The 13302-nt window shown below is 64.0% G+C and carries 16 protein-coding genes; 4 read left to right on the top strand and 12 right to left on the bottom strand.

Going from position 1 to position 13302, the window contains the following annotated elements:
- Positions 1 to 133 precede the first annotated feature (133 nt).
- The gene (locus tag AC3CCE_RS09995) at positions 134 to 487 is read left to right on the top strand and encodes a DUF1304 domain-containing protein (protein WP_352623730.1); all 354 of its coding nucleotides are present in this window, start codon (positions 134 to 136) and stop codon (positions 485 to 487) included.
- Positions 488 to 565: 78 nt separating this feature from the next.
- Here AC3CCE_RS09995 and AC3CCE_RS09990 read toward each other — a convergent pair whose 3' ends face one another.
- The 7 genes from AC3CCE_RS09990 to AC3CCE_RS09960 all read right to left on the bottom strand — a co-directional run bounded on the left by AC3CCE_RS09990 (position 566) and on the right by AC3CCE_RS09960 (position 6711).
- Positions 566 to 991, bottom strand: coding sequence for a hypothetical protein (locus AC3CCE_RS09990; protein WP_352623728.1), 426 nt, complete (start codon positions 989 to 991; stop codon positions 566 to 568).
- Positions 992 to 1230: 239 nt separating this feature from the next.
- Positions 1231 to 2262: a peptidoglycan -binding protein gene (locus AC3CCE_RS09985; RefSeq protein ID WP_023728632.1), complete on the bottom strand. Its 1032-nt coding sequence runs from the start codon at positions 2260 to 2262 to the stop codon at positions 1231 to 1233.
- Position 2263: 1 nt separating this feature from the next.
- Complete coding sequence (locus tag AC3CCE_RS09980) at positions 2264 to 3289, bottom strand: MotA/TolQ/ExbB proton channel family protein (protein ID WP_023668754.1); 1026 nt, start codon at positions 3287 to 3289, stop codon at positions 2264 to 2266.
- A 179-nt stretch (positions 3290 to 3468) separates the two neighbouring features.
- Positions 3469 to 4185, bottom strand: coding sequence for a PAQR family membrane homeostasis protein TrhA (gene trhA, locus AC3CCE_RS09975; RefSeq protein ID WP_352623725.1), 717 nt, complete (start codon positions 4183 to 4185; stop codon positions 3469 to 3471).
- 110 nt (positions 4186 to 4295) lie between these two features.
- Positions 4296 to 5096, bottom strand: coding sequence for an inositol monophosphatase family protein (locus AC3CCE_RS09970; protein ID WP_352623723.1), 801 nt, complete (start codon positions 5094 to 5096; stop codon positions 4296 to 4298).
- Between the two features lie 22 nt (positions 5097 to 5118).
- On the bottom strand, positions 5119 to 5685 hold the full coding sequence (efp, locus tag AC3CCE_RS09965) for an elongation factor P (RefSeq protein WP_023668757.1): 567 nt from the start codon (positions 5683 to 5685) through the stop codon (positions 5119 to 5121).
- 141 nt (positions 5686 to 5826) lie between these two features.
- Positions 5827 to 6711 (bottom strand): LysR family transcriptional regulator, encoded by an 885-nt coding sequence (locus AC3CCE_RS09960; protein WP_352623720.1) that lies wholly within the window; start codon positions 6709 to 6711, stop codon positions 5827 to 5829.
- 80 nt (positions 6712 to 6791) lie between these two features.
- On the opposite strand from AC3CCE_RS09960, the gene AC3CCE_RS09955 reads away from it, so the two are divergent.
- Complete coding sequence (locus AC3CCE_RS09955) at positions 6792 to 7808, top strand: zinc-dependent alcohol dehydrogenase family protein (protein WP_488377132.1); 1017 nt, start codon at positions 6792 to 6794, stop codon at positions 7806 to 7808.
- Positions 7809 to 7817: 9 nt separating this feature from the next.
- Here AC3CCE_RS09955 and AC3CCE_RS09950 read toward each other — a convergent pair whose 3' ends face one another.
- The 3 genes from AC3CCE_RS09950 to AC3CCE_RS09940 form a co-directional block, all read right to left on the bottom strand.
- Positions 7818 to 8882: a tetratricopeptide repeat protein gene (locus AC3CCE_RS09950; protein WP_198018613.1), complete on the bottom strand. Its 1065-nt coding sequence runs from the start codon at positions 8880 to 8882 to the stop codon at positions 7818 to 7820.
- 46 nt (positions 8883 to 8928) lie between these two features.
- Entirely contained in the window at positions 8929 to 9576 is a 648-nt protein-coding gene (locus AC3CCE_RS09945) for a thiamine phosphate synthase (protein ID WP_352623716.1), read from the bottom strand.
- Between the two features lie 142 nt (positions 9577 to 9718).
- Positions 9719 to 10636, bottom strand: a complete 918-nt coding sequence (locus tag AC3CCE_RS09940) for a DMT family transporter (protein WP_023684172.1) — start codon at positions 10634 to 10636, stop codon at positions 9719 to 9721.
- Positions 10637 to 10765: 129 nt separating this feature from the next.
- Here AC3CCE_RS09940 and AC3CCE_RS09935 point away from each other — a divergent pair, with 129 nt between their 5' ends.
- Entirely contained in the window at positions 10766 to 11203 is a 438-nt protein-coding gene (locus tag AC3CCE_RS09935) for an Lrp/AsnC family transcriptional regulator (RefSeq protein ID WP_023704892.1), read from the top strand.
- On the opposite strand, the gene AC3CCE_RS09930 is transcribed toward AC3CCE_RS09935, so the two are convergent.
- The gene (locus AC3CCE_RS09930; protein ID WP_023824263.1) at positions 11160 to 11657 is read right to left on the bottom strand and encodes a GNAT family N-acetyltransferase; all 498 of its coding nucleotides are present in this window, start codon (positions 11655 to 11657) and stop codon (positions 11160 to 11162) included. The two genes, AC3CCE_RS09935 and AC3CCE_RS09930, sit on opposite strands and share 44 nt — an antisense overlap.
- A 229-nt stretch (positions 11658 to 11886) precedes the next feature.
- Here AC3CCE_RS09930 and AC3CCE_RS09925 point away from each other — a divergent pair, with 229 nt between their 5' ends.
- Entirely contained in the window at positions 11887 to 12657 is a 771-nt protein-coding gene (locus AC3CCE_RS09925) for a sulfite exporter TauE/SafE family protein (RefSeq protein WP_352512213.1), read from the top strand.
- 7 nt (positions 12658 to 12664) lie between these two features.
- On the opposite strand, the gene AC3CCE_RS09920 is transcribed toward AC3CCE_RS09925, so the two are convergent.
- Positions 12665 to 13216 (bottom strand): DUF2269 family protein, encoded by a 552-nt coding sequence (locus AC3CCE_RS09920; protein WP_023832593.1) that lies wholly within the window; start codon positions 13214 to 13216, stop codon positions 12665 to 12667.
- Positions 13217 to 13302 lie beyond the last annotated feature (86 nt).

Below are 13302 nucleotides of genomic sequence, written 5' to 3'. Positions count from 1 at the left end.
CCGCGGGAAAAGATACCAACGCGCCAGGATTGGCAACCCTCAAATGTGGCTTTCGCCGATGCAGCTTGCGTCGATGAGCTTGTGCGTGGAATGCTGGCTGACGGTGGAACACCGCCATGGAGGGGAGACTAAGATGATCGGCAATATCCTGGTCGGGCTGGTGGCCCTGATCCACCTCTATATCGTCTATCTGGAGATGGTGGCGTGGGACACACCGCGCGGGCACAGGGCGTTCAACCTCAAGCCGGACTTCGCCAGCGCATCGAAGGTGCTCGCCTCCAATCAGGGGCTCTACAACGGCTTCCTTGCCGCGGGGCTGATCTGGGGCCTCTATCTCGGCGCGGCGGGATTCCAGATCAAGGTGTTCTTCCTGCTTTGCATCGCCGTCGCCGGCCTCTATGGCGCGGCGACTGCCAGCCGGAAGATCCTCTATATTCAGACCGTGCCGGCGGTGCTGGGCCTCGCTGCGCTGTGGCTGGGCTGGTGACAAAAAAGACGCCCTCGGAGCCAGATCCGGGGGCGTCAGACAGTCCCTTCCTCATTCCTGGAGATATCAGAGCGGATCTCAGCCGTTCGGATAATTCCCGCCGTCGGAGCCATCACCGGTCATGAAGCCGCTGCCGGTGTCAGACATCAGCCTCTGATCGACATTGTCGAGGCGGCGCAGCAGATCGTGATATTGCGCGGCCGGGATCCGGCCATGGTCCGAGGCGGCGACCCGTTCGGCGGCCTGGCCGATATGCGCCGCACGCAGATGCAGCCACCGCGCTTCCGAGGTCGAGATGCCCTTCGTTTCGCGCGCATCCGTGATGCCCTGTTCGACGCCCCGCACCTGCTTGATCAGGCCGGTCACGCGCGGACCGGTCATGTCGGTCGGGTCGCTGGCGTCGAGGGCGCCCTTGTGATGTCCGGCGGCATGGGCGCCGGCGAGTGGAACAGTGATCAGAAGTGTCGTGAGGGTTGCGGTCCTGAGAGCCTTCAAAGAGCGCATGATGTGCGTCTCCTCCTGCTGTGGAAGGGGCAAGCGCTTTCGCTCCGCCTTCCGGAAGCGGGCCGTCCGGTTCCGTCGCGTCGCGATGGGAGGCATCGCCGGCGGTTCTCGGCCCTGCGCGTCAAAGTAGGAGCCCGGAAAAGCGAAGTGTAATTAAAGAAAGATAATGTTTTCAGGCCTTGCCGGCTTGGCGTTGCGCCCTAGAGTTGAGCCGGCAAACAATTTCGCGTGACTGAAAATCACCGTTCGGTGAGCTTCAGTTCAATGCGTCGGTTCTTGTTGCGGGCGTCTTCGGTGTCGGCGGGGTCGAGTGGCTGGAATTCGCCGAAGCCGGCCGCAACCAGCCGGTTGGCGGGCACGCCGTTCTCGATCAGGAACTTGACCACCGAGGTCGAACGCGCCGTCGACAATTCCCAATTGTCGCGATAGCGGCCGGCGCCGGACAGCGGCTTGTTGTCGGTGTGGCCGTCGACGCGCAGCACCCAGTTGATCTCGGGCGGGATTTCCTTTTGCAACTCGATGATGGCGTCGGCGAGCTTCTTCATCTCGACCTTGCCGGCATCGTTGATCACTTCGGAGCCGGTCGGGAACAGAACTTCCGACTGGAAGACGAAGCGGTCGCCGACGATGCGGATGTTCTCGCGATCGGCGAGGATTTCGCGCAGGCGGCCGAAGAAGTCGGAGCGGTACCGGTTCAGTTCCTGGACGCGCTGCGCCAGCGCGACGTTGAGCCGACGGCCGAGATCGGCGATCTTGGTGTTGGAATCGCGGTCGCGCGTTTCGGACACGTTGAGGGCGTCCTCGAGCGCGCCGATCTGCTTGCGCAGTGCTGCGATCTGCTGGTTCAGGATCTCGACCTGGCTCAGCGCCTGCTGGCTGATCTGGCGCTGGCTGTCGAGTTCGCCGCCGAGCTCCGCGGCGCGCTGGTTGGCGGCGTCGCCGGTGCCGGCGCCTTGCGCCAGCAACTGCTCGAGCCGGCTTTTCTCAGCTTCCGCCGCCGACAGCGACGCCTGCAGATTGGCCAGCGAATCGTCCTTGTCCTGCGCGCTCGAGCGCTCCAGCGCCAGCAGCTGCGTCAGTTCGTTGATCTGCGAGTTGAGGCGCGTGAGCGCCGTATCCTTGCCGGAGAGTTCGCGTCCGAGCAGGAACTGCGCCAGCACGAAAACGGTGAGCAGGAACATGATGGCCAGCAGCAGCGTCGACAGCGCGTCGACGAAACCCGGCCAATAGTCGATCCGGCGATCGGTGCGCCTGCCCCTGGCGAGAGCCATGCTAGTGGACCCCGGGTTTCTTCAGCGCGTCGGCGATCTTTTCCAGCGTGTTGCGCATCGCCTTCTGCTCGTCCGACTGGGCCTCGACCCAGTCGCGCATGATCTGCTGCTCGGAGCGCATGTTCTTGACCAGGCCGGAAATGCCGTCGGCGAGATTGGCCATGGCGGTGGCGACGCGCGGATTGGAGCCGCCGCCGCTTTCCTGCATGCTGCGCAGCCGTTCCGACAGGACCCGAATCTCGTCGGAGGATTCAGTCTTGGCCGGGTCGGCGACGGCGATGTCGGAGGAGAGATCGGTGACCGAGGACAGCCAGTTTTCAAGCTCGGTATAGAAACGGGTCTGGGCGCGGCCGGCCTGCAGGTCGAGGAAGCCTAGCACCAGCGACCCGGAAAGGCCGAACAGCGAGGACGAAAAGGCCGTGCCCATGCCGGCCAGCGGCGCCGACAGCCCCTGTTTCAGCGAATCGAGCACGGCGGCGGCGTCGCCAGTGCCGGGATCGAGCGATTCGATGGTTTCGCGGATCGAGCCGATGGTGTTGAGCAGGCCCCAGAAGGTGCCGAGCAGACCGAGGAACACCAGCAACCCGACGAGATAGCGCGAGGTGTCGCGGCTTTCGTCGAGGCGGGTGGCGATCGAATCCAGCATGGTGCGCATCGAAGAGGTCGAGAAGGCGACCGTCGAGGAGCGGCCGATCATCGCCTTCATCGGCGCCAGCAGCACCGGTTCGGTGGTTTCGGAGCCGGCGCGGAAGGAATTGACCCAGCGCACTTCGCGAAACAGTCGTCCGACCTGGGCGAAGGCGAGCAGGATGCCGACCACAAGGACGCCGACGATCAGGCCGTTGAGGCCGGGATTGCTGCCGAAAGCGGTCGAGATCTGGCGGGTAAGGATGGCGGCGATGAAGGCGACGATGACCAGGAAGATGACCATGGTCAGGAGGAAGACCTGCGGGCTCGACAGTTTGTGCGGATCGTACATCAGGACATCAGAACGCCTGCCCACGCCGAAGGATCTGAGAAAAGCCATCCGTGCCCCGTTTCCGATGCTCTATTTGCCTTGACGCAATTCCGAACGGGAAGCCGCTCATACTTCCCTGGAACCGCTCCATTGCCGCCGATCACGTAATTCGCGACTCTAAACGGAATTGTGACCAAATTGAATGGCGCTTGGCAATATTGCCCGACTGTCGGGCCGCACCACGCCGTTCAGAGGCGGTTGACGACCAGGCAGTCGACCATGGCGGCAAGATGCAGCCCGGCGCCGGTGACGACAAAGCCGTGCCAGAGGGCATTGTGGAAGCGCAGGCGTTTCCAGGCGAAGAAGATGACGCCGCAGGAGTACACGATGCCGCCGGCGACAATCAGCGCGATCGAAGTCGTCGGCAACGTCGCCACCAGCTGCTTGACCAGGACGACGCCGCTCCAGCCGATGGCGAGATAGAAGACAATGGCCAGACGATCGAAGCGGCCGGGCAGGAACACTTTCATGGCAATGCCGGTCAAAGCAGCGGTCCAGACAAGCACAATCATCGGCAGCGCCAGCGGCGAGCCGTCGAGCTGGGCCAGAAAGGGCGTGTAGGTCGCGGCGATCAGGAGGTAGATCGCCGCATGATCGAAGCGCCGCAAGATCCACTTCGCCGGCGACGTCACCGGCCACAGATTGTAGGTCAGCGAAATCGACAGCACAGTCAGCAGCGACACCACGAAGAAGGCGGCGGCGATGTATTCGCCGGGACCGGCATGGAAGGCGGCCAGTGCCAGCAAGGCCGAGCCGGCTGCTATCGCCAGCACGATGCCGACCGCATGGACGATGCCATCGGCGATCATCTCCGCACGCGAGTAGTGCCAACGCCCGACATAAGGGATTTCAACTGGCTGGTCTGGCTGCGCTTCTCGCGAGGGTAGTGAAGGTATGCTCGTCATAAAAAATCCTGCGTCACCCTTATCTGGGCGGCCGCCGGGCAGTATTTCAAGCTTTGATTGCCGTTTTGCGACTGCGGCGCTTCAGCGCGCCGCGCCGGCATGCCAAGTAATCAGCGCGCCGAGATCGGCTTCTTCACCGCCTTGAGCAGCGCGCGCTGGATGACCTCGTTGCCAGCGACGAGCGAACCCGCCTCGAGCATATCCTGGCCGCCATCCATGTCGGAGACGAAGCCACCGGCCTCGCGGATCAGCAGCAGGCCGGCGGCAATGTCCCAGGCCGACAGGCCGGTTTCCCAGAAGCCGTCCATGCGGCCTGCGGCGACATAAGCGAGATCGAGCGCGGCGGAACCCAGGCGGCGCACGCCCGAGACCTCGGCCATCACATTGCGCAACTCGACGAGGAAATTGCCGTGCTGGCCGCGGCCGAGATGCGGCACGCCGCAGCCGATGACGCAGTCGGTGAGCTTGCTGCGGCCGGCAACGCGCAGCCGGCGATCGTTCATGAAGGCGCCGCCGCCGCGCTCGGCGGTGTAGAGCTCATCCATTGCCGGATTGTAGATGACGGCGGCGACCAACTGGCCCTGTCGCTCCAGCGCGATCGAGATGGAAAAGATCGGAATGCCGTGCAGGAAATTGGTGGTGCCGTCGAGCGGGTCGACGATCCAACGGTGCTGGTCGTCGTCCCCTGCGATCATGCCGCGCTCTTCCATCAGGAAGGCATAGCCCGGCCGCGCCTTCGACAGTTCGGCAAACAGGATGTCCTCGGCCTTGCGGTCGGCTTGGCTGACATAGTCGCCCGGTCCCTTCATCGACACCTGCAGGTTCTGCACCTCGCCGAAGTCGCGCGACAGCGAGCGGCCGGCCTTCATGGCGGCCTGGACCATGACATTGAGAAGTGCGGAGCGTGCCATCGTATCTGTTCCTGCCTACGCGTCAGTCTGCGCGGCGCATGTAGGTGAGTTCGTTGGTGTCGACGACGATGCGTTCGCCGGCGCCGATGAATGGCGGCACCAGCACGCGGATGCCGTTTTCCAGCACCGCCGGCTTGTACGAGGACGCGGCCGTCTGACCCTTCACCACCGGGTCGGCCTCGGTGATGGTCAGCGTCACCTGGTCGGGCAGCGAAATGCCGATCGGCCTGTCCTCATAGAGCTGGACCGTCACCATCATGCCGTCCTGCAGGAAGGCGGCGCGGTCGCCGACGAAATCCTTCGCCAGCTCGAGCTGCTCGTAGCTCTGCGTGTCCATGAACACCAGCGCGTCGTCCTGGGCGTAGAGGAAGGAAAAATCCTTCAGATCGAGCCGGATCTGCTCGACGGTCTCGGCCGAGCGGAAGCGCTCGTTGAGCTTGGTGCCGTTGATCAGGTTCTTCAGTTCGACCTGGTTGTAGGCGCCGCCCTTGCCGGGCTTGACGGTGTTGGTCCTGACCGCCACCCAGAGGCCGCCATCGTGTTCGATGACATAGCCGGGACGGATTTCGTTGCCATTGATCTTGGCCATGATGAGATTGATCCGGGATGCTACCAACGGCTTGGCCGTTGATATGAGGATGGTCGCTGGATAAGCGATTTCGGGCTCCCAAGACCACAAATCGGCAGGAGAGGCAAGGGATGCCAGATCGCCCGACAAGGGCTGGTAGCCTCAAACCTGGGCCGCAATGACTTTGCCGACGGCCTTGACGATGGCGTCCGCAGCCTCAGTCAGCCGGTTGAGATGAGGCGAACGAAGTGCGGCGACCTGCAAGGAAAGGTCGACATCTTCCGTGTTGACCAGCATGAGGCCGTCGGGAAGTCCGCGCCTTGCAAGACGCAACGGCACTAGCCCAAGGCCGTGCCCCCGACGGACCCATTCCATCTGCAAGGCCGGATCCTGTATCTCCGCCGCGATCTCGAAATAACGCCTTCCGCCGACCAGAACGGACGTGAGCTTCTGGCGCGCGTCGCAAGGTGCCGGACTAAGCACCCACGGCATGGGTGTCCGGCCACCGTCTTCCGGATCGGCGACGGTGGACGCAGCGATGACGCCAAGACGTTCAGTGCCAAGCGCTTCCGGACCTGGCTTGTCCGACGATCGCAGAACAATCGTCACATCGAGCTCGCCGCGTTCGAATTGATCGATCAGTTCGGCGCTCCAGCCGGTCTTGAGCCGTAGCGACACTTTCGGGAACGCCGCCGCGGCGTTGGCGATGGCCCCAGCGATGTCGCGGTCCGAGAGGCCATGGGCGAGGCCAAGGCGGAACAGACCTTCCGGCTCGGTCTTTCCGGCGAAGGATTTCAGCGCTTCTACGGAAGCGATGATATCGCGGCCGCGCGCCAGCACTTCCAGCCCCGTCGGCGTCAGTCGCGGCGGCTTTTGCCGGCGGTCGAGCAGCGTCGTGCCAAGCATGTCCTCCAGCCGCTGGATTTGCCGGGTCACAGCCGGCTGCGTCAGCGGCAGGCGCCGGGCGACCTTCTGGATCGAGCCCTCCTCGGCAAACAGGGCGAGCGTGCGCAATTCCTCAAGCATAGTCAGAACGATGTTTTGCAAGCATAATCATTCTGAACATTATGAATTTGAAATCCACCGCCTGGCAAGCGATTTTCCTTTCAAACGGAAGGACAATGACAATGAAGGCAATCGAACTGCAGAGCCCAGGCGGCATCGACAATCTCATGATGGTCGAACGGTCAACGCCGGAACCCGGCCGTCAGGAGATGATCGTCCGCGTCAAGGCGACGGCGCTCAACTACCGCGATGTCGAGATCGCGCGCGGCAGCTATCACACGACATTCCCCTTGCCGCTGGTGCCGCTTTCCGACGGCGTCGGCGAGGTCGTTGCGGTTGGCTCCGAGGTCAGCCGCTTCAAGGTCGGCGACCGGGTCTGCGGCACGTTCTGGCAGCGATGGGTCGGCGGCAGCTTCGCCATGGCCGAACCCTCATACCAGCGCGGTGGCCCCATCGATGGGCTGCTAAGCGAATTCGCCCGGCTGGACGAACAGGCGGCGGTCATCGCCCCGGCGCAGCTCAGCGACGTAGAGGCGGCGACGTTACCCTGCGCCGCCGTCACCGCTTGGCATGCCTTGTTTACGGAAGGCAACCTCAAGCCGGGCGAGACCGTGCTCAGCCTCGGCACGGGCGGCGTATCGCTGTTTGCCATGCAGTTCGCGAAGGCGGCCGGCGCGCGGGTCGTCGTTACGTCGAGCAGCGATGAGAAGCTTGCCCGGGCGAAGGGGCTTGGCGCGCATGATGGCGTCAACTACCGCGACAATCCGGATTGGTCGTCGGCCGTGCTGGCGCTGACCGATGGCCGCGGCGCCGATCACATCATCGAAGTCGGTGGTCCCCAAAGTTTCGCGCAGTCGCTCAAGGCGTCGGCGCGCGGCGCCCAGATCAACGTCATCGGCTATCTCGGCGGCAGCGAAGGGGTGATCAATCCGCTCGACATCTTCCGACGCCAGGTGAAAGCACGCGGCATACCGGTCGGCTCGCGCGAGTCCTTCGAAGCGATGAACCGGGCGCTCGCCGTCAATCGGCTGCGGCCGGTGATCGACCGGGTCTTCCCATGGGCAGAGGCAGCGCAGGCCTTTCGCCATCTCGAACACGGCTCTCCCTTCGGCAAGGTCGTGCTGGATCATACAGAGTGACGTTGCGTGTCAGGGCAGGCGGTTGGCCTTCTGCAAGGCTTGCTTTGTCTGATCGTCGGTCAGCCCTTGCAGGAAATCGTCCATCTCCGGATCGATAAGGCCGGCGCGGCGGGCGACCACATACCAGGCCCCAGCCAGGATCAGGTCGGGGTCGGTGCCGATGCCGCCCATATAGAGCTTTGCCAACCGGTTCTGGGCAGCGACATTGCCGCCTTCAGCTGCCTGCTTCATCCAGTTGAAGCCGGATTTCAGGTCGCGAACACCGCCCCGGCCCTCGATCATCCAGGCGGCAAGATCGATCTGCGCGGTGTCGTAGTTCTGCCTGGCAGCCTGTGCCAGCAAGCTGCGCGCCTTTCCATCGTCTCGCGTCTTGCCGCCGACGCCATTGGCATAGACCTGCGCCATCGCATACTGGGCGTCGGCAAGCCCTGTCGCCGCGGCACGCTCATAATAGGGCACAGCCCGGGCGATGCCGGCATCGCCCGGATCCTGCTGCACGAGCAATTGCGCGAAGTTGAACTGCGCCAGCCGGTTGCCGGCCTCGGCGGCGGCCTGCATCAGCGCATAGGCTCCCTTCTCGTCCTTCTTGACGTAGCGGCCGTCGAGCAGCATCAGCGCATACTGGAACTGCGATTCAGGAATCCCCTGCTCGGCGGCCTGCGCATACCATTTGGCGGCCTCAGCCGGGTTGAGCGGCACGCCCAGCCCGCGCGACAGAATCTCGGCCACGAGCGTTTGCGCCGCCGGGTCGCCATTCTTGGCCCGCACCAACGCCAGATTGTAGGCGGTCTTGTAAAGACCGCGCTGGAAAGCGCCATAGGCGGGGTCCGCCGGCTTGGCGCCGAAACGTTCGGGGTTGATCGCGTCGGCCGACGGCAGCGGCGCGGTTGTCGCCGGCTGCGGCAGCGGGGTGTCGATCGGCTTGTCGATATGGACGCCGGAATCCGTGGCACTGGCTTTTGGGGCACCCGCATCGGGGGCGACCGCATCCGGCACGCTGAGGGCGGGCGCGCTGGTGTCCGGCCTCGGCTGCGGCAGCGGAACGGTCTCCGCCGCGATCGCTGCCCCGCTCATCAAGGCCGCAACGAGAACCGCGAGAGGAAGTCCAGGTCGGCGCACGTCAGCCCTCGAAGCGCGGCGCGGTTTCGTCGAGCAGCGCATTGGCGGCAGCAATCGCCGCCTTCGGATCGGCGCCTTCGGCAAAGACGGCGCTGGACAGCGCCACGAACTCGGCGCCAGTGGCGGCCACCGCTTCTACCGAAGCGATGGCGGAACCGGCCATAACGACGCAAGGGATCTCGATCACGTCCGCCCACCATTGCCCAAGCGACAGGTTGCGCGGGTGCGGCTCGGGCTTGTTGTCGTAGCCGAAGCGGCCGAAGAAGATGTAGTCGGGCCTGGTTTCGCCCAGTTCCAGCGCGTCGTCGCGCGTCTTGGCGCCACCGGCGCCGACCATCATCTTGCCCTGGAAGTGTTCGATGGTCTCGGCGAGCGCGTCCTTGGAAACCTCGACATGAATGCCGTCGGCCTGGACACGGCCGGCAATGCGGGTATCGCCGGCGATGATGACGGCGATGCCGGCCGCTTGCGCGGCCGGTACGATCTGTTCTGCAAAGGCCTGGAAGGCAGCCTCGTCCATGCCGCTCTCAGGCAGGATCAGCGAAGCGATATCACCGCCGTCGAAGGCAGCCGCAATGCGCTCGGCCGGAGCGTCCTTGGGTGCGATCAGCACGATGCGGCAGCGGTTGGGGGGTGTTGCGTCGTTCATGGCTTTCGATCCCGGGTTTCGCCTATGCCGGGCGAAGATGGTTGCATTGCGGCATAGAACAAAGCGCCCGCCTTGAACAGGCGGGCGGGGAACGATGCGCTGGCTTTGGTTTACGATCGCCGGCGAGCCGACGCTCTGCGGCTCATTTGACGGCTTGCGGGCTTTCGACCGTTGGTTTGGCTTTCCACAAAGTCCAGCCGAGGTTCATGCCGGCGGCGGCGACCAGGATCGCGGCGGCGCCGACGAGCTGGGCCGGATGCAGCCGGTGGCCGAAAGCCATGACATCGACCAGGATCGCCACGACAGGATAGATGAAGGACAGCGACCCCTGCAGATGCGTCGGCAGTTTCTGGATGGCGGCGTACATCAATATGTACACCAGGCCGGTGTGAACGACGCCAAGCGTGGCCAGCATGGCCCAGCTCCAGGCATCGGCGGGCAAATGCGAGAGGTTGGCGAAGGGCGCCAGCATGACGACGCCGACGCAGACCTGGATCAGCGCGATCAGATGCGGCGGGGTGCCCTTGAGCTTCTTGGCGACGATTGCCGCGACAGCCCAGAAGAAGGCCGCTCCGAGCGCCATGACGATGCCGATGACATAATCTGTGCCGGTTATGCCGGAACCGACACCCGCATCGGGCCCTGTCTGCACGATCAGCAGCATGCCGGCGAAGGCGATGCCGAGCCAGGTCAGCTTGGCCAGGGTCAGCCGCTCGCCGAAGAACAGCGCGCCGAAGCCGACCAGCATGAAGGGCTGCGTGTTGTAGACCGCCGTGGCAATCGAGATCGAGGCGCGGGAGAAGGCGCTGAACAGCAACAGCCAGTTGATGACAATGGCCGCGCCGCCAAGAGCGGCGATGGCAACAATGCGCAGCGTCAGCCTGCCGCGCAGCAGCCCGAGTGCCGCGCAGGTGATCAGCAGCGCCACCGCGCCGAAGGCGCAGCGCCAGAACACCACGTCCATAACGGGCTGGCCCGACATGACGACAAACCAGCCGATCGTGCCGACGATCGTCATCGCCGCCGTCATCTCGATCGTGCCGCGTACCGTGTTGTCCATGACAATACCTCTATCTGTTGAGGCCATAATCTCATGCCGTCTTGAGGGTTTATATGCCCTATGAAAGGTGATAAGGGGGCAACACCTTATTTAATAAGGCGCGCGCTGCCCTTTTGCGAGGAGATGAAAATGCTGGACGAGTTGGACAGAAAGCTTCTCGACATCCTGATCCTGGATTCGCGGACTTCGTTGAAGGATCTGGCGCAGCAGGTCGGGCTGTCGTCGCCGAGCGTCTCGGAACGGCTGCGGCGGCTCGAGGAACGCGGCGTCATCCGCGCCTTCACCATCGAGATCGACCCGGAGGCGCTGGGGTTTCCGCTGCAGGCGATCGTGCGGGTGCGGCCACTGCCGGGCAAGCTGCATATCGTCCAGAAGCTGATCGAGGAGATCCCGGAATTCGGCGAATGCGACAAGGTCACTGGCGACGACTGTTTCGTGGCCCGGCTCTACGTGCGCTCCATCGGCGAGCTCGACAAGCTTCTCGACCGCATCGCCGACAAGGCGGAGACCAGCACCGCCATCATCAAGGCGCAGCCGATCCGGCGCCGTCCGCCGCCACTGAATTAAGCTCCAGCTTGTAGCCGATGTGGCTGGCCTTGAAGCCGAGCCGGTCATAGAAGCGATGCGCGTCCTGGCGGCTCTTGTTGGTGGTCAGCTGGACAATCTTGCAGCCGCGTTCACGGCACTGTTCGACCGCCCATTCCAGCAGACGCTGTCCCAGCCGTTCGCCGCGGCGGTCTGCGACGACGCGCACAGCCTCGATCTGGCCGCGCAAGGCGCCCTGCAGCGACAGCCCGGCGAGATAGCTGATCTGCAACGTGCCGATGACGCGGCCGCTATCCGTCATCACGGCAAGAAACTGGTTGGGGTCGGCGTCGATGGCGGCAAAGGCGTCGCGATAGGCCTTGGCGAGTGGCTCGGTCGCATCCTCGCGGCTGCGGCCAAGCGGATCGTCGGCGAGCATGGCTACGATGGCAGGCAGGTCGGCCGCTTCGGCGCGGCGGATGTGGGGTTCGCTCATTGTCAAAAACCTGGGGTCAAAAACCTGGGGTCAAAACCTGGGACCAAAACCTGGGGTCAAAACCTGATGCATCGGACGGCGCCCTTATGCATCGGCGGCGATCTTGCCGTAAATCCGGAACCGTCGCTTTACGCACAGTTGATCGACACGGCCGGCATTTTCCCGGTCGCGGCGCAAGGGTTTCTGGGCTATTGCAGGGCAACCGTCTTCCCTCCAGCTTTTCCAGTTCATGTCAGGTCTGCTCCCCGATCCGTGGTTTTATGCCGCCGCCATTCCGGCGGTGATACTTGTCGGGCTGTCGAAAGGCGGCTTCGGCGGCGCTGTCGGCTTCGTTGGCGTGCCTTTGATGGCGCTGGCCATGCCGCCGGTGCAGGCGGCGGCCATCCTGCTGCCGATCCTGTGCCTGATGGACATCGTTTCGGTGTGGACGTGGTGGGGCGTCTACGACAGAAAGATGCTGGTCGACATGATGCCGGGCGCGGTGATCGGCATTGGGCTCGGCTGGCTGACGGCAGCGCTCGTAACCGAAGAGATGGTGCGGCTGATCGTCGGCGCTGTCGCGCTGATCTTCGTGCTGCGCTGGCTCTATCTCCAGTTCCGCCACGGTTCCGACCATGCGGCGGCGCCCAACCGCATCGCCGCCGCCTTCTGGGGCACCGTCGCCGGCTTCACCAGCTTCGTCGCCCATGTCGGCGGGCCCCCCTTCCAGGTCTATGCGCTGCCGATCCGGCTCGATCCGAAGGTGCTGTCGGGGACATCGGCGATCTTCTTTGCCGCCACCAACGCGCTGAAGCTGATCCCCTACTTCGCGCTTGGCCAGTTCGACACCGCCAACCTGACGGCGTCGGCCGTGCTGATGCCGCTGGCGCCGCTGGCCACCATCGCCGGCGCCTGGCTGGTGCGGCGCATGCGGCCGGAGATTTTTTATCCCTTCACCTACGCGACCGTGGCCGTGGTCGCGGTCAAGCTGCTTTGGGACGGGATCGCCGGCCTGCTCTAAATCCCGCTCAGGCGGCTGCCGGTTTGGTTCGCGGGGCGCTCGCGAAGGTCAGCGATGCACCACCCATGACCACGACCGCCATTGCGCCGAGAGTGGCGATGTCGTGCGCGGTCGGCTTCAGCACCATGTCGGCGACGACGACGATCATGATGACGAAATCGAACTTGACGATCCGTATCATGCGGCGCCCAAACGCTATGGCAGCCGGGGTCATGCCGTCCGCGGCAAGCATTGTGGCAAGCTTTTCGAACGAAGGCTTCAGCACGAGGATACCGGTCAGAAACGCGGCGGCGTAGCCGCAAAGGCCGATGACGACCCAAAGGTCGGAGAAGCCGGTCCATAGCGAAGTCAGCACCAGGCCAGAAGCCAGGGTCGCGACGGACGCCGGCACGAACAGACGCAAGCCGAGTTTGTCCGTCGTTCTCAGCATGACCATCAGCGTCTCGTCGTCGCCGGCGCGATCGGCGAGTATCGAAACCAGCAGCATGGCGAAACCGCCGCCGAGCCAGAGGATCGCTGCCATGACATGCAGGAATTTGAAGAGAGAATACCAGTCCATTGCCGCTCCTTGTGCATCGTTCCGGGGGTAAACGCTGCTTTCGCGCGTCTGCTTCCGAAGGAGGGCGGATTATCTCCGTACATGTA

It is taken from the genome of Mesorhizobium sp. P160187 (genome assembly GCF_057766425.1).
Note: the sequence above shows the minus strand (reverse complement) of the source record. Positions and strands in the feature narration are given on the sequence as shown.